The organism is Streptosporangium sp. NPDC050148, from assembly GCF_055586505.1.
This window is the reverse complement of the sequence record NZ_JBVJIA010000017.1, coordinates 133,804-152,676: the sequence shown is the minus strand read 5'-3', so window position 1 is coordinate 152,676 and position 18,873 is coordinate 133,804. Positions and strand designations below refer to the sequence as shown.

General features: G+C 73.3%; 19 protein-coding genes. 9 read left to right on the top strand and 10 right to left on the bottom strand.

The genetic code is table 11. The features are described from left to right. The first annotated feature begins 15 nt into the window (after positions 1 to 15). The 4 genes from ACZ6RT_RS20765 to ACZ6RT_RS20750 all read left to right on the top strand — a co-directional run bounded on the left by ACZ6RT_RS20765 (position 16) and on the right by ACZ6RT_RS20750 (position 5,054). Positions 16 to 1,023: a glycosyltransferase family 4 protein gene (locus ACZ6RT_RS20765; protein ID WP_470155408.1), complete on the top strand. Its 1,008-nt coding sequence runs from the start codon at positions 16 to 18 to the stop codon at positions 1,021 to 1,023. Positions 1,024 to 1,210: 187 nt separating this feature from the next. Beyond that, positions 1,211 to 2,350, top strand: a complete 1,140-nt coding sequence (locus tag ACZ6RT_RS20760; protein WP_470155407.1) for a glycosyltransferase — start codon at positions 1,211 to 1,213, stop codon at positions 2,348 to 2,350. Then, positions 2,347 to 3,573: a glycosyltransferase gene (locus ACZ6RT_RS20755; protein ID WP_399193807.1), complete on the top strand. Its 1,227-nt coding sequence runs from the start codon at positions 2,347 to 2,349 to the stop codon at positions 3,571 to 3,573. The genes ACZ6RT_RS20760 and ACZ6RT_RS20755 overlap by 4 nt, the downstream gene beginning before the upstream one ends. Positions 3,574 to 3,812: 239 nt before the next feature. Continuing rightward, positions 3,813 to 5,054, top strand: coding sequence for a glycoside hydrolase family 130 protein (locus tag ACZ6RT_RS20750; protein WP_470155458.1), 1,242 nt, complete (start codon positions 3,813 to 3,815; stop codon positions 5,052 to 5,054). A 75-nt stretch (positions 5,055 to 5,129) separates the two neighbouring features. Here ACZ6RT_RS20750 and ACZ6RT_RS20745 read toward each other — a convergent pair whose 3' ends face one another. The 4 genes from ACZ6RT_RS20745 to ACZ6RT_RS20730 form a co-directional block, all read right to left on the bottom strand. Continuing rightward, positions 5,130 to 6,149, bottom strand: a complete 1,020-nt coding sequence (locus ACZ6RT_RS20745; protein ID WP_399193809.1) for a YihY/virulence factor BrkB family protein — start codon at positions 6,147 to 6,149, stop codon at positions 5,130 to 5,132. Positions 6,150 to 6,267: 118 nt separating this feature from the next. Continuing rightward, entirely contained in the window at positions 6,268 to 6,978 is a 711-nt protein-coding gene (locus ACZ6RT_RS20740; RefSeq protein ID WP_399193811.1) for a DUF3618 domain-containing protein, read from the bottom strand. Continuing rightward, a complete protein-coding gene (locus ACZ6RT_RS20735; RefSeq protein ID WP_344899474.1) occupies positions 6,954 to 7,355 on the bottom strand; it encodes a phage holin family protein in 402 nt (133 codons plus the stop codon). Before ACZ6RT_RS20735 ends, ACZ6RT_RS20740 begins: the two co-directional genes overlap by 25 nt. Further along, positions 7,352 to 8,074, bottom strand: coding sequence for a hypothetical protein (locus ACZ6RT_RS20730; RefSeq protein WP_399193813.1), 723 nt, complete (start codon positions 8,072 to 8,074; stop codon positions 7,352 to 7,354). Before ACZ6RT_RS20730 ends, ACZ6RT_RS20735 begins: the two co-directional genes overlap by 4 nt. A gap of 392 nt (positions 8,075 to 8,466) precedes the next feature. Between ACZ6RT_RS20730 and ACZ6RT_RS20725 the strand changes: the two genes are divergently transcribed. Next, positions 8,467 to 9,048 carry a hemerythrin domain-containing protein gene (locus ACZ6RT_RS20725; protein ID WP_470155405.1) on the top strand — a complete coding sequence of 194 codons (582 nt, stop codon included), beginning with the start codon at positions 8,467 to 8,469 and terminating at the stop codon, positions 9,046 to 9,048. Positions 9,049 to 9,139: 91 nt separating this feature from the next. After that, a complete protein-coding gene (locus tag ACZ6RT_RS20720; RefSeq protein WP_399193817.1) occupies positions 9,140 to 9,382 on the top strand; it encodes a CDGSH iron-sulfur domain-containing protein in 243 nt (80 codons plus the stop codon). Between the two features lie 156 nt (positions 9,383 to 9,538). Here the strand turns inward: ACZ6RT_RS20720 and ACZ6RT_RS20715 are convergent, their stop codons facing one another. Next, positions 9,539 to 10,810, bottom strand: a complete 1,272-nt coding sequence (locus ACZ6RT_RS20715; protein ID WP_399193819.1) for an iron-containing redox enzyme family protein — start codon at positions 10,808 to 10,810, stop codon at positions 9,539 to 9,541. 442 nt (positions 10,811 to 11,252) lie between these two features. Between ACZ6RT_RS20715 and ACZ6RT_RS20710 the strand changes: the two genes are divergently transcribed. Together ACZ6RT_RS20710 and ACZ6RT_RS20705 are read left to right on the top strand one after the other, a co-directional pair. Next, the gene (locus ACZ6RT_RS20710; RefSeq protein ID WP_399193821.1) at positions 11,253 to 11,708 is read left to right on the top strand and encodes a hypothetical protein; all 456 of its coding nucleotides are present in this window, start codon (positions 11,253 to 11,255) and stop codon (positions 11,706 to 11,708) included. Positions 11,709 to 11,885: 177 nt separating this feature from the next. After that, positions 11,886 to 12,437 carry a MarR family winged helix-turn-helix transcriptional regulator gene (locus ACZ6RT_RS20705; protein ID WP_470155402.1) on the top strand — a complete coding sequence of 184 codons (552 nt, stop codon included), beginning with the start codon at positions 11,886 to 11,888 and terminating at the stop codon, positions 12,435 to 12,437. 168 nt (positions 12,438 to 12,605) lie between these two features. Here the strand turns inward: ACZ6RT_RS20705 and ACZ6RT_RS20700 are convergent, their stop codons facing one another. The 4 genes from ACZ6RT_RS20700 to ACZ6RT_RS20685 form a co-directional block, all read right to left on the bottom strand. Beyond that, positions 12,606 to 13,007, bottom strand: coding sequence for an STAS domain-containing protein (locus ACZ6RT_RS20700; protein WP_470155400.1), 402 nt, complete (start codon positions 13,005 to 13,007; stop codon positions 12,606 to 12,608). Beyond that, positions 13,007 to 14,653, bottom strand: coding sequence for a PP2C family protein-serine/threonine phosphatase (locus ACZ6RT_RS20695; protein ID WP_399193825.1), 1,647 nt, complete (start codon positions 14,651 to 14,653; stop codon positions 13,007 to 13,009). Before ACZ6RT_RS20695 ends, ACZ6RT_RS20700 begins: the two co-directional genes overlap by 1 nt. Before the next feature lie 197 nt (positions 14,654 to 14,850). After that, positions 14,851 to 15,795 (bottom strand): anti-sigma factor RsbA family regulatory protein, encoded by a 945-nt coding sequence (locus ACZ6RT_RS20690; RefSeq protein WP_399193827.1) that lies wholly within the window; start codon positions 15,793 to 15,795, stop codon positions 14,851 to 14,853. Then, positions 15,792 to 16,166: an STAS domain-containing protein gene (locus ACZ6RT_RS20685; protein ID WP_470155398.1), complete on the bottom strand. Its 375-nt coding sequence runs from the start codon at positions 16,164 to 16,166 to the stop codon at positions 15,792 to 15,794. The genes ACZ6RT_RS20690 and ACZ6RT_RS20685 overlap by 4 nt, the downstream gene beginning before the upstream one ends. Positions 16,167 to 16,313: 147 nt before the next feature. Here ACZ6RT_RS20685 and ACZ6RT_RS20680 point away from each other — a divergent pair, with 147 nt between their 5' ends. After that, on the top strand, positions 16,314 to 17,306 hold the full coding sequence (locus ACZ6RT_RS20680) for an NAD-dependent epimerase/dehydratase family protein (RefSeq protein WP_470155396.1): 993 nt from the start codon (positions 16,314 to 16,316) through the stop codon (positions 17,304 to 17,306). Positions 17,307 to 17,426: 120 nt separating this feature from the next. Here the strand turns inward: ACZ6RT_RS20680 and ACZ6RT_RS20675 are convergent, their stop codons facing one another. Then, positions 17,427 to 18,764 carry an aminotransferase class I/II-fold pyridoxal phosphate-dependent enzyme gene (locus ACZ6RT_RS20675; protein WP_470155395.1) on the bottom strand — a complete coding sequence of 446 codons (1,338 nt, stop codon included), beginning with the start codon at positions 18,762 to 18,764 and terminating at the stop codon, positions 17,427 to 17,429. Positions 18,765 to 18,873: the final 109 nt, after the last annotated feature.

The window sequence follows — 18,873 nt, the reverse complement described above, 5'->3', positions numbered from 1 at the left end:
CGGGGCGGGCGCCCCGTGAAGGTGGCCCTGCTCGGCCCGGTCGCCTGGCGCACGCCGCCCCGGCACTACGGGCCCTGGGAGCTGGTCACCGGGCTCCTCGCCGAGGGGCTGGTCGCCAGGGGCGTCGACGTGACGCTCTTCGCCACCCTGGACTCGATCACCGCGGGTTCGCTCGACGGGGTCTGCCCGGCCGGTTACGCCGAGGACCCGTCGATGGACGGGCGGGTCTGGGAGGCCATGCACGTCGCGCACGCGCTGGGCCGCTCCGGCGAGTTCGACCTCGTGCACAACCACCTCGACTGGCTGCCGCTGGCCTTCGCCGGGCACTGCCGCGCCCCGATGGTCACCACCGTCCACGGCTTCTCCGGGGCGGGGATCCTGCCCGCCTACGCGCGTGCCCGGTCGGCGTACGTCTCCATCTCCGACTCCGACCGCTCCGACGAGCTGGACTACGTCGCCACCGTCTACCACGGCGTGGACCTGGGCCTGCTGCCGTTCGATCCGCACGGCGGTCCTGGCCTGGTCGTCTTCGGCCGCGTCCATCCCGACAAGGGCACCGCCACCGCGATCGAGATCGCCCGGCGGGCCGGGCTGCCGCTGACCGTCTGCGGGATCGTCCAGGACCGGCGGTACTTCGACGAGGAGGTCGCCCCGCACGTCGACGGCGAGCGGGTCAGGTTCCTCGGCTCGGTCGGCCCCGAGCGGCGGGCGGAGATCCTGGGCGGCAGCCTGGCGCTGCTGCACCCCATCGCGTTCGACGAGCCCTTCGGCCTGTCGGTGGTCGAGTCGATGGCCTGCGGCACCCCGGTCATCGCCTACCGGCGCGGGTCCATGCCGGAGGTGGTGGACCCCGGGATCACCGGCCTGCTGGTCGGCACGGTCGAGGAGGCGGTCTCCGCGGTGGCGCGCGTCGGCGCGATCGACCGGGCGGATTGCCGCGCCCAGGCCGAACGCAGGTTCGGCGTTGACCGGATGGTGAACGACTATTTACAGGTATATCGCAGCATGCTGGGCCGTAAATAGGGCATTGATACTGTCGAAGTGACGCAGAGCCTGCCATTGGATGTGGGATCGCGGAAAGCCGGCCCCGACGAGGACGGCCCCGGCACCAGGCTTCGAACTCCATCCGTCATCACGCCGGCCGATGGACGTCTCCACCGCGTGAGGCCGCATCCGCACCCGGAGCGGCCGATGACCGGAGGTATGACAGTTGGTCCGCACATACGGCTTTCTCAGCACCCATCCGCCCACCCAGTGTGGGCTGGCGACCTTCAACTCCGCGCTGGCCGCCCACCTCGGTGAGGGCGGGACCCGCGGCGGGATCGTCCGGGTCGTCACCGACTCCGACGACGCGCGTCCCGCGCGCGGGGTCGTGCACACCTGGACGCCCGGCGAGAGGGAGGGCTGGCGGGCGGCGACCTCGGCCCTGGAACGGTTCGACGTCGCGGTCGTCCAGCACGAGTACGGCATCTACCCGGGCGCGGACGGCCAGGACGTCCTGCCGCTGCTGCGCGCCCTGTCCGTGCCCAGCATCGTGGTCCTGCACACCGTGCTGACCCGCCCCACCCCCCGGCAGCGGAGTCTGCTGGAGGAGATCGTGGACGCCGCGGGCGCGGTGGTGACCATGACCGGCACCGCCCGCGACCGATTGTTCGGCGGTTACCGGGTGGACGCGCGCAAGGTCTCGGTCATCCCGCACGGGGCCGCCGAGCACATGCACGTCCTGGCCGTGCGGCAGCCGCGCCCGCGCCTGCTCACCTGGGGGCTGATCGGCCCGGGCAAGGGCATCGAGTGGGCGTTGCGGGCGCTGTCCCTGCTGGGCGACCTCTCGCCCTCCCCGACGTACACGGTGGCGGGCAAGACCCATCCCAAGGTGCTGGAGCAGTACGGCGAGTCCTACCGCGACGGGCTGGAGCGGCTGGGCGAGCGGCTGGGCGTGGCCGAGGACGTGCACTACGACCCGATCTACCGCGACCAGACCACGCTGATCCGGCTGATCCGCTCGGCCGACGTGGTCGTGCTGCCGTACGACTCGCAGGAGCAGGTCACCTCCGGGGTGCTCATCGAGGCGGTGGCGGCCGGCGTGCCGATCGTCGCCACGTCCTTCCCGCACGCGGTGGAGCTGCTCACCGACGGGCCCGGCCTGCTCGTGCCGCACGAGGACCCGGTGGCGCTCGCCGCCGCGGTGCGCCGGATCCTGACCGAGCCTGGCCTGGCCGACGAGCTCAGGAACCGTGCCCGCGTGGTGGCCCCGACCCTGCTGTGGCCGGCCGTGGCGGCCCGCTACGAGAACCTCGCCCGGAGCCTTCTGTCCGAGCGACCGGCCGCCGCGGCGGTGGCGCTGCCGTGACCCCGGCTCCCCCCGTGCCCCCCGGCTCCTCCGAGGCCCCCCTCGCCCCGGACCCCGCCGGGTGTTCCACCGCGCCCGCCGCCGTACCGTCCGGCCCGGACTTCCGGCACCTGGTACGGCTGAGCGACGACACCGGGCTGTTCGAGCACGCCCGGCACGCCGTCGCCCGCCGCCAGCACGGCTACTGCACCGACGACGTCGCCCGCGGGCTCGTCGTCGCCTCCCGCGAGCCCTCGCCGTCCCCGGAGGTGCACCGGCTCGCCGAGCGCTACCTGGCCTTCCTCACCCACGCGCAGGACGACTCCGGCGCGTTCCGCAACCGGCTCTCCTACGACCGGCGCTGGAGCGACGAGCCCGGTCTCGGCGACTGGTGGGGGCGGGCGCTGTGGGGCCTGGGCACCGCGGCGGTCCGCGACCCGGCCCGGTGGATCCGCGAGGAGGCCATGATGGCCTTCACCCTCGGCGCGACCAGGAGGTCCCCGCACCCGCGGGCCATGGTGTTCGCCGGGCTGGGCGCGGCGGAGGTGCTGCGCGCCCACCCGGACAGCGCCCCGGCCGCGGCCCTGCTGTCGGACGCCGCCCTCGCGGTCGGCCCGCCCCCTGACGATCCGGACTGGCCGTGGCCGCAGCCGGAGCTGACCTACGCCAACGCGGCCCTGGCCGAGGTGCTCATCAGCGCCGGTCACCTCGGGGGTGACGGCCGTACGCTCGCCGCGGGCCTGCGGATGCTGGCCTGGCTCGGCGAGGTGCAGACCACGGGCGGCCGGTTCTCGGTGGTCCCGGTGAGCGGGTGGCGCAGGGGCGGTCCCCGGGACCGCTACGACCAGCAGCCGATCGAGCCGGCCGCGCTCGCCGACGCCTTCGCCGTCGCGGAGGCCGTCACCGGCGACCCCGTCTGGCGGGCGGGGGTGTGGCGGGCCGTGGCGTGGTTCCGGGGCGTCAACGACGGTGGCGCGGTGATGTGGGACGCCGCGACCGGTGGTGGCCACGACGGCCTGACCCCGTACGGCCCCAACCTGAACCAGGGTGCGGAGTCGACCATCGCGTTCATCTCCACGATGCAGCACGCCGAGCGGCTGCGCGCGGCCGGGCACTCCCCGGAGGCCGGGCTGCCGCGACAGGGCGGGCGGCCCCGGCACGGCGATGCCGTACCGGGCGAGGGTGCGCGGCAGGACGCGCGGCGGGCCGGCGGGCCGCCTCTCGGACGGGCCGAGACGCCGTGACCGTCCGGGACCTGGCCACCCGGCTCGGCCCGACCCTGGCACCGGACCCGCGCAGGGTGGTCGTCAAGCTGTTCGTCCCGGGTGAGGACGCCGCCCTGGTGCGCAGCCGGGCCGCGGCCCTGATCGACCGGGTCGCGCTGCTGGGGCCGGACGAGACCGCCGCGCTGCTCCGGGAGACGCTGCGGCGGTTCGGCGACCGGCACGGCGACCTGGAGGCGACCTTCCTGCACCACTACGACATGGTCCGCCACCGCGTCCCGGGCCATGTCGAGCTGGGGCCGGACACCCGCCTGCTCGTCGGGGCCTACTTCAGCCACGAGTACGCCGTGGAGGGCGCCGCCCTGTGCAACCCCTCGATGGTGGCCCACCCCGACCAGTCCGGCCTGCTCCCCGGGCAGCTGCGCACGGTGATCAGCACGCGGCAGATCGGCGAGGGCCACCTGTCGTCCATCGGTTTCGCCACGGTGCTGCTGGGCCCGGGGGCGGAGCTGGCCGTCACCGACCGGTCGGGGCCGCTGACCCTCGGCCCCCGGCGCGGCACCCTGCACCGGCGGGACCTGCTGGCCGCGGCGCTCGCCGACGAGGACCGCGACAACGAGGTCTCCGCGACCGTCCTGGGCTCCCTGCCGGACCTGTTCGGCGACGACGAGTTCGAACGGGCCGTGGCGCGGCTCCCGGCCGACCTGCTGGCCCGTACCACCACGCACGCGACCCTGGAGGAGATGCGCCGGTCGACCGCCGCGGACTACGCGGTGACCTTCCCCGAACAGGTCCCCGTCGAGCGGCGGGTGCTCTGGCCCGCCAGCTCCGCCGAGAGCAACGGGATGGAGGACGCCCGTTTCGTGCGGGTCGTCGAGGAGGACGGCACGGTCTCGTACCGGGCCACCTACACCGCCTACGACGGGCGGCACATCCGCTCGCAGCTGCTGTCCAGCGACGACCTGCGCAGCTTCGAGGTGACCCCGCTGCGCGGGCCCGGCGCGGCCAACAAGGGGATGGCGCTGTTCCCCCGCCGGGTGGGCGGGCAGCGGCTGGCGCTCTGCCGTTCCGACGGCGAGACCATCGGCCTGACCTCGCTCGACGAGCGGAGCAGGTGGCGGCGGCCGATCCCGCTGCACTCCCCCCGCCAGAGCTGGGAGCTGATCCAGGTGGGCAACTGCGGCTCCCCGCTGGAGACCGCGGCCGGCTGGCTGGTCCTGACCCACGGGGTCGGCCCGATGCGCCGCTACGCCATCGGCGCGCTCCTGCTCGACCTGGACGAGCCGCACCGCGTCGTCGCCGAGCTCCCGGGCACGCTGCTCACCCCGGAGGAGACCGAGCGCGACGGGTACGTGCCCAACGTCGTGTACTCCTGTGGCGGCCTGCTGCACGCGGACGCCCTGTGGTTGCCGTACGGGGCGAGCGACGCCCGGATCGGGTTCGCCCACGTGCCCCTGGACGACCTACTGGGCGCGATGCGGCCGCTGCCGGGCGAGCACTAGAACGGCCCGGCCTCCTTGGGAGGCCGGGCCGTCGGACCGTCGAGCCGGGCCGGTCGTGCGGCCGGCCCGGCCGGGTCAGCCCTTGATGTCGCGGACCTGCTCGCGCTCCTCGTCGTCGAACTTGCGGGTGTCGCGGGGCTCGACGTAGGGCTCCTGCCGCTCGGACTGGCCGGCCTCGATGGCCCGGCCGCGGGCGAGCTCGGCGTCGAACTCCACGCCCAGCAGCACCGCCACGTTGGAGATCCACAGCCAGATCAGGAAGACGATGACGCCGGACAGGGCCGCGTAGGTCTTGTTGTAGGCGCCGAAGTTGGCCACGTAGAAGGCGAACGCGGCCGAGGCGACGATCCAGAGCACCACGGCCAGGGCACTGCCGGGGGTGAGCCAGCGGAAGCCCGGGTGGCGGACGTTGGGCGCGGCCCAGTACAGCAGCGCGAGGGTGGCCATCACGATGAGGACCAGGACGGGCCACTTGGCGATGTTCCAGACGGTCAGCGCCGTCTCGCCGACCCCCAGGACCTTCCCGGCCTGGTCGGCGAGGCCGCCGGTGAACACGACCGCCACCGAGCCGACCGCCATCAGGATCACCAGGACGGTGGTGATGGCCAGCCGCAGCGGCAGGGTCTTCCAGACGGGCCTGCCCTCGGGCATCTCGTACATGACGTTGGCGGCGCGCATGAAGGCGCCGACGTACCCCGAGGCGGACCAGAGCGCCACGGCGATACCGATGATGGTGCTGATGCCGGCCGCGCGCGGGCTGCTCTGCAGGCCCTGCAGCACGGTGTCGAGGGTCTGCTTGGCGGGACCGGGGGCGATGGCGCCGAGGTTGTCGACGAGCGACTGGGTGGCCGACTGCCCGAACAGGCCGAGCAGCGAGACCACGGCCAGCAGCGCCGGGAAGATGGACAGCACCGCGTAGTAGGTCAGGGCGGCGGCCCAGTCGGTCAGGTTGTCCTGCTGGAACTCCTTGACGGTGCGTTTGAACACCGCCCACCACGATTCCTTGGGCATCTCGGTGGGCTTGTCGGGAGCCGCCTGGTCGTCCGCCGCGCGACCGGAGCCGGTGACCGGGCGTCCGGTGTCCTGACCTGACATGGGGGTTGCACCGCCTCTGTCGGAGGCCGCCGCCCTCTGCGGTGAGGACGGCGGCGCTCGGATCTTCTGATGAATCCGCCGGACGGGCCGGGGCCCGTCATCGGCTACCGGTCACCGGTTACTGGTGACCGTTGCCCGGACGGGCGTGGTCGGCCACCTGCTGAGCCTGCTCCCGGGCGTGCTCACCGGTGGCCTGGGCGGCTCCGGTGGCGCTCTCCTTGACCTGCTGGACGGCCTCCTGGGCCACTTCCTTGGCCTCCTGGCCGAGCGACTGGGCCGACTCCTGCACCGCCTGCTTGACGGGCTCGATCACGCCCTCGGCCTGCTCCATGATCTGCCCGGCCGCGCGCTCCTCGGCCGCGGTCCGCGGGATCAGGGTCGCCGCCAGCAGCCCGGCGCCGAAAGCGATCACTCCGGCGGCCAGCGGGTTGCCCTGGGTGCTCCGCATCGCCTGCTGAGGCGCGTTCTGGACCACCTCGGCCGCCTGCTGGGCACCCTGCTTGACGGTCTCGGCGGTGCTGGAGGCCGCGTCACGGACGGTGCCCACGGTGCCGGAGGCGGCGTCACGGACGGTCTCCGCGGTGCCGGTGGCGGCGTCGCGCACCCCGGCCGCCGCGTACGACGCCTGGTTGCCGACCTTGTGGACGGCGTACGTCGGCGTGCCCATGACGCGCTCGCGCACCGTCTGGATGCGCCGGCGCACGGTGTCGGTACGGCGGCGGACGATCCGCTTCGGGCTCGTCCGGTCGGCGAGACGCTCCACGTCCGCTGCCAGCTCGGCGCGGGTGGCGTCGATCTCTGCCCTTATTTCGTCAGGTCCCGTGCCCATTGGGCATCCTCCTTGAGCGTTTCAACGGTACGTTCCGGCTTGGGCTGCACCTCGCGAAGCCGGGCGCGCCCGGTCGTGTACAGCACCGCTCCCACCACCGCCCAGATGACGGCGACGATCAACGCGGCCCATCCCAGATCCATGACATTGCCCAGGCCGAACACGACGGCCAGCGTCAGCAGCAGGGCGACCATGTAGCCGGCGAATCCGGCTCCCCCCAGCAGGCCCGCCGCCTTGCCGGCCTTACCGGCCTCCTCGCGGAGTTCGGCCTTGGCCAGCTGCAGTTCCTGGCGGACCAGCCTCGACAGGTCCTCCCCGATCTCCCCGACCAGTTGTCCCAGTGACGGCTCACTCGGCTCAGGGCCGGGATAGCTCATCGGATCTCACCACCCAGACCGGTGTTCGGCGGGGTGCTGCCGGGGCCGCCGAAACCCTCGCGGGTCGTCGTCGGCTCGGTGCCGTACGGGTCCACCGAAGGCCGGACGACCGGCTCGGTCAGCGGCTGCGCCGACACCGGCGGCGTGGTCGGGTAGGGAGTGCTCGGCGTGGTGGGGTAGGCGGGCGGCGTGTAGGACGTGCCCGTCCCCGTCCCGGCTCCGGTCGCGGAGGAGCCGGACGCGGCTCCGCCCGAGGCCTTGGCGGCCCTGCCGATCAGGAAGCCGGCGGCGACGGCGCCGAGCAGGAACGCTCCCGGACGACGGCGCGCGAAGGTCTGGACCTCCTCCACCGCCCCGGCCAGCCCGTGCTGGTCGAGGTAGTCGGCCGCGCGCCGTCCCTGGTCGGCGACCTGCTGGACCACTCCGGACACCGGTGAGTCGGGCTTGGCGCTCTCGCCCATCGCGGCCAGGTCGTCGGCCCACTGGCGGATGCCCTGGGCGGCGCGCTGGCTCTGCTGGTGCGCCTGGTCACCGACGCGGCCCTTCAGCTGCTGGACCACCTGGCGAGCCTGCTGCTTGGCCTCCCCGGCGACCGCCTGCGTCTGCCCCTTGGCGGTCTGGGCGACCTCCCCGACGGCGGACTTGGCGTGCTGAGCCGTGCTCGGGGAGTCCTGGCCATAGCCTGGGCGCTCCCCCGCCCCGGTCGGAAATTCACTCATCGATGCCCTCCAAAGGTTGTGCATCTCGACTGAGTCTCCGGTTACCCTCCTGGCCCCTTCCCATTCATCAGACTTCTGAAATTCACGGAAAGATCTATATGCCGCATAAGGTTTTTACCATCTGAGCTGCTGTTGGACGGCCGGATGATTTTTTCGATCTCCCGGCACGAGACGGACCGGACCGGGAGGGAGGACGTCCAAGGTCAGGGGCTCGTACAGGCACATTGATCGCAAACGAGTCCCGTCGAACGCCATATTTGGGATAAATGTTAAGAATGTATTTTGCTGAGACGCCTACCCCGCCTCGGCGCGCTTATTCACGCCCCATCGGGAGCCGTCGTGGTTTCGCGGCGCGAGCAGGGGTAATCGACCGGAGAGCCGAAGGGGGCCCCATGAGTGACCGCCGGATCGCACCCGAGCTGATGGGTGAGAACGACGTCGTGGATCTGCTGGTGCGCCAGCACGGGATGATCGGGGAGCTGTTCGACGAGGTGGAGGGGAGCACCGGCGAGGGCGGGCGGGCGGAGGCCTTCCAGCGGCTCGTACGGCTGCTGGCCGTGCACGAGACCGCCGAGGAGGAGATCGTCCACCCCTACGTGCGCCTGCTGCTCGACGACGGCGACGAGGTGGTGGACGGCCGCCTGGCCGAGGAACGGGAGGCGAAGCGGCTCCTGGCCGGCCTGGAGGACCTGGGCCCGGAGCACCCGGACTTCCCCGCGGGGCTGCGGGCGCTCCGGACGGTGGTGCTGGCCCATGCCCGCGCGGAGGAGGAGCACGAGTTCCCCCGGCTGCGCGCGCGCACGAGCGTGGCCGAGCGACGGGCCCTGGCCGCGGGGGTGAAGGCCGCCGAGGCGGTGGCGCCCACCCACCCGCACCCGGGGAACGAGTCGGCGCTCGGGAACCTGCTGCTGGGAGGCCCGGTGGCGATCGTGAACCGGACCCGCGACGTGATCCGCCAGGCCATGGGCCGGTAGTGCGTACGGGCCACGATCACCGTTCGCGTTTCTCCGCGACATCAGCGGGCAGTCTTCTCTAATGCCACATAAAGGGGACAATTCGGTCACAGTGACCACGTGTGAGGACGGCCCCCTGCTGGTTCGGGGGCCTTTCGAGCTGCTCACCCAGGACGGCCGGACCATCGACCCCGGCAGGGCGACGGTGGCGCTGTGCCGCTGCGGCCGGTCCGCCGCCAAGCCCTTCTGTGACGGCTCGCACAAGGCGATCGGCTTCCGCGCGCCGGGCGAGCCCGACCCTCCTCAGGACGGACCGGACCGGACCGGGAACGGAGCGGGCCCGGACGCCCCGTGACGGGGACTCGATGACTCGGTGACGGGAACGGCCTGGATCGCCGGGCGCCCCCCGGTGGACCGGCGGGGGGAGACGACCGGTGGCGGGGGACGGCCGGGGTCGCCGGGCGTCCCCCGGTGGATCGGCGGGGGGCGGCCGGGGACCGGACGGCGGCCGTCACGGCCCGATCGTGGCGCCCGCCTCCCGCAGTGACGAGACGCCCCGGCGCCAGCTCCCCATCACGTGCTCGGCGAAGAGCCGGTCCAGGGTCAGGCCGCAGGCCGCCCCGTACAGGACGTCACCGGCGCGCGAGGGGTGCTGCGCGACGAACCCCCCGCACATGTCGTGCGCGGCGACCTGCTCGTGCACGGCGTCGGCCTGCACGTGCTCGTCGTAGAAGCGCGAGGTCTCCTCGTCGCCGCCCAGCCGCCGCACCCCCCGGGAGTAGCACCCGTTGGGGATCGAGGAGGTCATCTCGAACGCCGCCAGCTGGCCGAGCAGCGCGCCGAGGTGACGGCGGTGCAGGCCGAACAGCGACATCGCGTTGGAGATCGCGAGCGTGATCGCGGGCACCCGGCCGAGGTAGGCGCCGTAGGAGTCGTCCATGCCCAGGCCGCGCATGGTGGTCCTGAACAGCTCGGAGTGCATCCGCCCGGGACGCCCGCCGCCGTACTCGTCCATCTGGATCTCCACCAGGGCGGCCTTGGAACGGCCGCGCAGGCGGGGGATCCCCCAGGTGTGCGGGTCGGCCTCCTTCAGGTGGTAGATCGACCGGTGCGCGACGAACTCGCGGAACTGGGCCAGGTCGGCCTGGCGCTGGAGGAACACCGACAGGTCGGGCCCCTCGGCGGCGGCCACCAGCTCGACCAGGGCCCGGCGCGTGTCCCCGGGCCGCGGCGCGGGCGGGCAGGACACGGCCCGCGCCAGCCCCTCCTCGAACCGCGTCTCCAGGATCTCCCGCACCTCCAGCAGGGAGGGGTTCCACTCCCACCGCTCGTCCACCCCCCGGAAGCCCTGGTAGTGCAGCTCATAGCAGACGAAGAGCGCCAGCTGCACGTCCTCGTCCGCCAGGACCGGGCCCGCGAAGCGCGCCGGGAACGACATCAGCGGGAGCGAGAACAGGCCGAAACGGTGCGGAGGGCGTACCAGCCGCTCGAACAGGAGCGTGGTGATCGGCCCCCGCGCGGCGGGCAGCTCCGGGGCCCGGATCTGCGGCGAGGGGCCGGCGGGATCGGTCCCGGCGGGCGCCGTCCCTCCCGGGACGGCCGGGGAGCGCGGGGCCTTGGACGGGCCCGCCGCCGCCCGGGGATCGGGCGTCCCGGGAAGCCTGGACAGCTCGGACAGCTCGGACAGTTCGGACAGCTCGGAGAACCCGGAAGGACCGGGTCCCGGGGCGGCGGGGCCGGGCCCCGGCGCGAGCGTGTCCGCACCCCGGGACGGATCGTTCACCGTGACGCCGTCACCGCGGACGCCGGCGGCGCCCCGCCCGCGGCGATCGGAAGCGTCGAACCCATGTGTCATGCGTCCCCCCGTCGGATGCCCCCAGACCGGTGCGATGCCCGTAGCCGTGTCCCCGAAACGCTTCCAAGATCGCGCTTTACCCCCGCTGAACTGCATAAATAACGGAATATGGTGAGGCGGCGCCGGCCGTCGGCGGCACCCCGGCCGGCCGGGGTGCCGGGGCGACGGAGCGGGAGAGCCGATCGGAGGGGCCGATTCGGGGAGGAGTGCCCGATCGAGGGAAGAAGATCGGTCCGCGGACGGGGGGACGGTCCGGAATCGGGGGATGAACCCGGATCTCGGGAAGGACGGAGAACGGGAAACCGCGGTGCCCCGGCGCGTGGAGCGGGGGAAGCGGCGGGGTTCCGGCACGGGAAGGTACGGTCAGCTCATGTCCGAGCACAGCATGCCGCACGACCTCGCCGCCTGGGCGTGCCCCCACGGGCAGGACGCTCGCCGGGGTTGCACGACCTGCTACGAGGAGTCGAACGACGCCGACCAGTCCCAGCCCTCCTGGGAGGTCGCCGCGTGGTTCACCACCTCCAGGCCGATCCCCATCAGGACCCTCCAGGACGCGCACCATCACGGCCGCTACTTCGCCCTCGACCAGCCGTCCACGCCGCTGGTCTACCTGCTGACCGGTCACGCGCGGGCCGGGGGCAGCGTGCAGGCGATCGCGGGCGTGGTGGGTTTCCTGCTGCACAATCGGCACGTGGTGGCCGACTTCACCGTGACCGAGACCCGCGCCACCCGCCGCTCGCCCGCCACCCCCAGCGCGCCCAAGGCCACCCGCCAGACCGACACCTGGCTCCAGGACCAGCGCCGCCCGGACGGCCGTACGCGCTGAGCCGGGCGACCGGACGGGTGACAGGGCGGGTGACAGGGCGGGTGACAGGGGGCGGGTGACAGGGGCGGCGCGCGTCCCTAAACTCGACAACGCCATTGTCGGAGCCGCGAGCAGGAGGTGCCCGTGTCCAGCGACCCTCCCGGCTCCGCGGGCTCCACGGGCCCTTCGGGGTTCCCCGTGGCTTCGAGCTCCGCGCGCCCTTCGAGCTCCGCGGTGTCCTCGGGCTCCCCGGCTCCCCCCGTCGCGCCGGCCCCCCCGGGCTCCGCGGGCTCCGCGGGCTTCGAGCTCCCGCTCCGGCTCTTCCTCGGCTTCCGGATCCTCATCGACGAGCTCCACGCCGAGCTCGCCCGCCGGGGACACCCCGACCTGCGGCCCATGCACGGCTTCGTGATGCAGGCGATCGGCTCGCGGGGCACCACCGCGGTGGAGCTCGGCCGCCGGTTGGGCGTCTCCAAGCAGGCGGCGGGCAAGACGGTCGACACCCTGGAGCGGCTGGGCTACGTCGAACGCGCCCACGACCCCGACGACGCCCGGCGCAAGATCGTGCGGCTCACCGGGCGGGGGGTGGACAGCCTCGTCCTGTCGGCGCGGATCTTCGACGACCTGCGCGCCGGATGGGCGAGGACGCTGGGCGAGGACCGCCTGCGCGCCCTGGAGGCCGATCTGCGGGCCGTGACGCCCCTGGACGTCTTCCGGCTGGACGTCCCCGGCTGGTTCGGCGGCTACTGACCGCCGTCACCGGTCCAGCGGCCCGGGACGGCCGCTCGGCACCACCGCGCGGAACGGCGGCTCGAACCAGCCGCGCGAACCGATCGCTCGAACCGGCAGCGCGAACCCGGCCGCTCAGGTCGACCGCGCAAACCGACCGCCCGAACCAGGCCACTCGAACCCGACCGCTCAGGCCGACCGCTCGGGCCGGTCCCCCTGCTCGGCCGTCCGCCGGGCGTCCAGGGCCTCGCGCAGCGTGGGAAAGGCCCGGATGCGCATCGTCAGGCCGGTGATCCACAGGATGCGCGTCGCGCCGCGTTCGGTGGCGACCAGGCTCAGCTCGCCCCCCTCCTCCAGGGAACGCTTCCAGCACAGGACGATCAGGCCGGTCGCCCGGGAGTCGAGGAGGTCGAGCCCGGTGAGGTCCAGGATCAGGTCCGGCCCGAACCGGTCGAAGGCGCGGTCCATGAACTCGACGACGAGCTCGTGGATGGAGAAGTCGAGGCTGCCGCCGATCACCACGACCCCGATCCCCTCCTCGGCGGTCGCCCCCAGCTCCGCGGCGGTGGTCCTCAGGTGGAGTTCCGTCATCACCCCTCCCCCCGGGCGGGCGCGACGACCTGGACGACCAGGACGCAGGTGTCGTCGGTGTCGCTGCTCGGCACCATGGCCTCCATGACCGCCTGCAGCCGGTCGTCGCCGTGATGCGAGCGCAGCACCTCGGCCACGGTCGCGCTCACCAGGTCCAGCCCCTCGTACAGGTCCCGGCCGCGTTTCTCGATCAGCCCGTCGGTGAACATCACCAGCAGGTCGTCCTGGCGCAGCCGTACGGAGCCGTAGGTGTAGGAGGCGTCGTCGAAGACGCCGAGCAGTACCCCGGGGTGCAGCAGGCGCTCCACCCGCCCGCCCCTGGCCAGCAGCATCGGCGGATGCCCCGCGTGGGTCCAGCGCAGCATCCGGTCGGCCGGGGTGTAGCGGGCCACGATCGCGGTGGCCAGCACGTCCGGCCGGAGCTTGCAGAGCATGCGGTTGAGCGTGGCGAGGATGCGCGCGGGATCGTGGTGGGCGAAGGCCAGGCCGGTGATGGCGTGGCGCAGCTTGGCCATCGCGGAGGCCGCGGCCAGCCCGTGCCCGGCCACGTCCCCGACGGCCAGCAGCACGTCCCCGTCGTCCAGCTCGATGGCCTGGTACCAGTCGCCGCCCAGCCACGCCTCCTTCTCGGCGGGGGCGTAGCGCGCGGACACCCGCAGGCCGGGAAGGCTCCGGGGCTTCTCCTCGACCGGCATGATGACGTTCTGCAGGCTGACCGAGAGGCGGTTCTCCTCCTCCAGCCTGCGGTTGGCGACGGCGAGGTCGTCGGCGGCCCGGCGCCAGGAGGTGATGTCCTGGACGACCGCGTGGATCTCCAGCGACGTGCCCTGCGCGTCCCGGACGGCCTCGGCGAAGATCCGGACGTGCCGGACGCCCGGCCCGTCCTCCCCCTCGGCGGGCAGGACGCGGATCTCGAACTCCTGGGACTCGCCGGTCTCGGCCAGCGCGGCCAGGGCCCGTTCCAGGACGGCCCGGTCCTCGGCGACGGTGGCGGCGGCGTACTGCTCCAGCGTGAGGGGGCCCTCGGCCGGGTCGCGGCCGTGCATCTCGTACACCCTCGGCGACCAGGTGATCTCCCCGCTCGTCAGGTTCCAGTGCGCCCAGCCCAGGTTGCCGAGCTGCTCGGTGCGTTCCAGGCGGGCGGCCAGGCGCCGTTCGCCGTCGTGGCTGACCCAGGTGTTGAGCAGGCCGCCGGCCACGCGGGCGGAGCGCACGCCGTACCAGGAGCGGTGCGGGACGCCGTCCGCGTCCTCGACGTGCTCGTACAGGTCGACGCGTCCGGGCTCGCCGGTCTCCATCACCCTGAGGTAGGTCTCCCACAGCTCGGTGCCGTGGACGGACGGGTAGCGCTCCAGGGTGCTCGCGCCGACCAGTTCCTCGCCCTGACGGCCGTGCACGTCCCGGGCCTCCGGGCTGGCGGCCAGGATGAGGAAGTCCAGGATCGCGCCCGTCTCGTCGCGGACCGGCCTGGACCAGGTGGCCGCGCCCGGCATCACGTCGAGCATGGCCCGTACCCCGGCCGTGACGCCGGGGGAGGGGTCCTCGATCCCGGACGGGAGCGCCAGCGTGCCGATCGCGTCACCCACCGGCCCCTGGGCGGCACCCCGCAAGGGGAGCTCGTGCTCTTCGGGCAGCGGTGTGGCCAAGATGGCGTTCTCCCAGGTGTCGCTGTTGCCGGCTTCGTCGGTGTTTCCAGGTTTTCCAGGTTTCCGGTCCGCCGGGAAGAGCGGGCCGAGGTCGTTCTCGTCCAGGATCGCACTCTCTCGCCCTGCCGTCCCATGCCGGGACGTTTTAAACGGGATGGAAGTACCGGGTGGACGCGGGACCGGGCGCGAGAAGGCTGTCAGGGGACGTCGAAGTACACGCGGACGGTCGTCCTCCCCCGCTCGGTGTGGACGCGGACGAGGTCGCCGAGGAGGTTGGTGACGAGCAGGCCCCGGGAGCCCCGCTGCCGGGAGTCGGCCGGGCGCCGTCCCGCCAGGGGGTCGGCGATGTGACCGGTGTCGCTGACGTCGAAGACGATCCGGCGGTCCTCGGTCCAGATCCGCGCGACCCCGGAGCCTCCGCCGTGTTCGAGGCTGTTGGCGGCCAGCTCGCTGGCGATCAGCCTCAGGTCCTCCAGCCGCTCCCCGGCCAGGCCGATCCCGTCCGCGTACGCCACGGCGAAGGCGCGCACCCGCCACAGGTCGTCCGCGCCGAAGGCCAGGGTCTCGGCGCCGGCCGGCTCGGGCAGCGGCCCGCCGCAGTCCCGGATGACCCGCTCGGGCGCGTACCCGGTGCTGGCGCGCGTGTCCGTGCCGTCGATGATGACCGGGTGGGTCTCCTCGGCGTGCCGGATGATCTCGGGGTCCAGCCCGTCGGCGTCGTACGGGCACAGGATGGTGACGTCCCGCCCGGAGAAGGCCAGGTTGATCAGCGCCTCGTGCTGCAGGCAGGCCACGTACTCGGTCGGCGAGCGGTCGGGCCAGATGGGCTCGCCGACGACGCGGACCCTGCGCCCCGGGTGCAGGTCGGTGAACGCCCACAGCACGGCGGGGATGATGCGTCCCGGGTTGCGGCCGGCCTGCTCCATGTCGACGAAGAGCACCTCGGCGTCCTGCGGCGCGACCTCGCCCAGCTCGTCCCGGATCAGCGCGAGGTTCCGCGCCGGGACGGCGACCGCGACCGGCTCGCCGGCCTTCAGCCCTTCCAGGATGAAGGGGACGGTGCCCTCCAGGTAGTCCCGGTCGCCGCGGTAGAACAGCGCGGGATGGACGAAGGGTTCCGTCTCGGCGGTCGTCACGCTCATTTGGTCTTCACTTCGATCGACACCGAATCCGATCCGATCAGGGCCAGCACGGATCTCAGGCAGTAGGGCGCGCTGTGCAGGAAGAGCCTGCCGCCGCCGACGAGGGCCCGCGCGGCCTGCTCCAGCAGCCAGGCTCCGCGCACGTCGATGAACGTCAGGCCGGACAGGTACAGGTGGCGGTCGCCGCCTCCCGACACCAGCTCGCTCAGCGCCTCCTGCCAGAGGCGCCTGGTGGTGCGGTCGACCTCACCGCTCACCTGCAGGCCGGGCGGCGGCCCGAGCGCGTCGATCCGGAGACCACCCCCGCGGGGCGGGTCGCCGTCGTGCTCGGAGCAGGGATCGAGAGGTCCCGTCTGTGGCGAGATCGACACGCTGACCGTCCTGAAATAGACGCTTGACTCCCATAACGTACCTGCTCGTCACTCTCGGCAGGCACGCGCGGGACCGCCGGGCCGGGCGGATCGCGGAGGCGGGCCGACGGGTGGGCACCGCCACCTGGGGCGGCGACAATGACGGGCATGCGAATTCTCATCGTCGGCGGTACCCGGTTCGTCGGCAGGCACATCACCGAGGCGGCGCTCGCGGCCGGCCACGAGGTCTCCCTGCTGCACCGGGGCAGGACCGGGGCGGAGCTGTTCCCGGGCGTCGAGCGCCTTACGGCCGACCGCGACGGCGACCTGTCCGTCCTGCACGGCCGGAGCTGGGACGCGACCGTCGACGTCAGCGCCTACTTCCCCGGCCAGGTCACTGCGCTGTCCGGGGCGCTGTCGACCGGCCGGTACGCCCTCGTCTCCACCACCGCGGTCTACCGGGTGCCCGTGGCGCCGGGGTTCACCGAGGACGCGCCACTGGCCGAGCTCCGCGAGCTCCGCGAGCTCGACGGGCCGGTCCCCGAAAGCGTGACGGACGAGACGTACGGGCCGCTGAAGGTGCTCTGCGAGCGGGCCGCGGCGGACGCGTTCGGGTCCTCGACGCTGGTCGTGCGGCCCACGTACGTCATCGGCCCGCACGACCACACCGGCCGCTTCACCTACTGGGTCAACCGGATCGCCCGGGGCGGGGAGGTCCTGGCCCCCGGCGACCCGGACGACCCCATCCAGGTCGTCGACGCCCGCGACCTGGCCACCTGGATCGTCTCCATGGTCGAGGAGACGCGGCCGGGCGCCTTCCACGCGGCCACCCCCGCCCCGCCGTTCTCCTTCGGCGACCTGCTGGAGACGATCGCGGCCGAGGTCGCGCCCCCCGGCACCACCCTGACCTGGGCGGGGCAGGACTTCCTGCTCGCCGAGGGCGAGACCGGCCGGTCGCTGCCGCTGTGGTCGGAGGGGGACCCGCTCATGGCGATCAACGCCGCCGACCCGTCCGCCGCCCTCGCCGCGGGGCTCGACCCGCGCCCGCTGCGGCGGTCGATCCGCGAGGTCCGCGAGGCGGAGTCGTCCTTCTCCACCCCGGGGGCCGTCGACGCGGGCAGGGAGGCCGAGCTGCTCTCCCGCTGGGCCGCGCGCTCCTGAGGGCCCCGCTCCCCGGCCGGAAGACCGCTCTGCGAGGCGCCGCCCGTCAGAGAGCCGCTCTCCGGACGCCGCCTCCAGGAAAGCCGCGCTGCGGGGCGCCTTTCCTGGAGGGCGGTGCCCTCAGAAGGGGTTGTCGGCGGTGAAGCGCACGCCGGAGAACCGGCTCCGCCACGCGGTGACCTCCGGCGCCACGGTGACCGGGTCGGTCCCCTGGTCCAGGCCGCGGGCGATGAACGAGGCCAGGGCGGGCATGTCCGCCTCGGTCATGCCGAGCCTGACGATCTCCGGGGTGCCCAGGCGCAGGCCGTTGACGTCCCCCTCGATGGGTTCCGTCGGCAGGCCGATGCCGCAGGCGAGCAGGTTGGCCTCGCGCAGCCGGCGGGCGGCCCGCTGCCCCCCGCCGTAGCGGTGGGCCGGGACGGCGAACTGGTGGGAGCGGGTGCACCCGCGCTCGGCGGCGAAGACCGGGACGCCGAGGGCGAGCAGCTCGTCGGCCAGGTGCCGCGCGGTCGCGGCCATCGTCCGCGCGTAGGCGGGTCCGGCCGCCTTCCAGTCGAGCATGGTCATGGCCAGCGCCGCGGTCTTGCCCGCGTCGAAGTTGGCGGTCAGCCCGGGGTAGGCGATCGCGTCGAGCCGTTCGGCCAGCTCGGCGTCGTCGGTCACGATGAGCCCGCCCGCCGGGCCGCCCAGGCTCTTGTAGGTGCTCATGGTGATCAGGTGGGCACCCTCCTCCAGCGGCCGCGGCCAGACCCCACCGGCGATCATGCCGCACAGGTGCGCGGCGTCGAAGAGCACCTTGGCGCCGACCGTGTCGGCGATCTCGCGGATCCGCGCCACCGGGTGCGGGAACAGGTTGAGGCTGCCGCCGACCGTGATCAGCGCCGGGCGTACCGTCGCGGCGAGCTCGGCCAGCGCGTCGACGTCCACCGTGTACCCGTCCGCGGTGACCGGGGCGGGGACGGTGTTCAGGCCGTACAGGCCCGCGGCGCCGGGGCCGTGGTGGGTGACGTGGCCGCCGATGCTGGCCGGCGGGGCGATGATCGTGTCCCCGGGCCTGCAGACGGCCATGAACGTGTAGAGGTTCGCGAGCGCCCCGGAGCCGACGCGGACCTCGGCGTAGGTGGCGCCGAAGACCTCGGCGGCCAGCTCGGCGGCGATGATCTCGATCTGCTCGATCGCCTCCAGGCCCATCTCGTACTTCTCCCCCGGGTGGCCCAGCGAGGGCCGCGACCCGAGACCGGCGGAGAGCAGCGCCTCGGCCCGCGGGTTCATGACGTTGGTGGCCGGGTTCAGGTTGACCGACTCGACGTCGTGGATGCGGTGGTTCTCGGCGACCAGTCGTTCGATCTCTCCCTGCACCCGGGATGGCGTCCGGTCCGTCACGGCCTTCAGGACGAACCGAACACGATCCTCGGTGACGGCGGGCACCCAGGGACGCTGGGCGAGGGTACGGGGCATCGGGTGATCTCCTGACCGGCAGGCAGACGGCTGCCGGGTGAGGCGGGGACGGTTCGTCTGCCACACGACGGTAGATCGAAGGTGACGCCCGGCGCATCGGGTGAAAGAC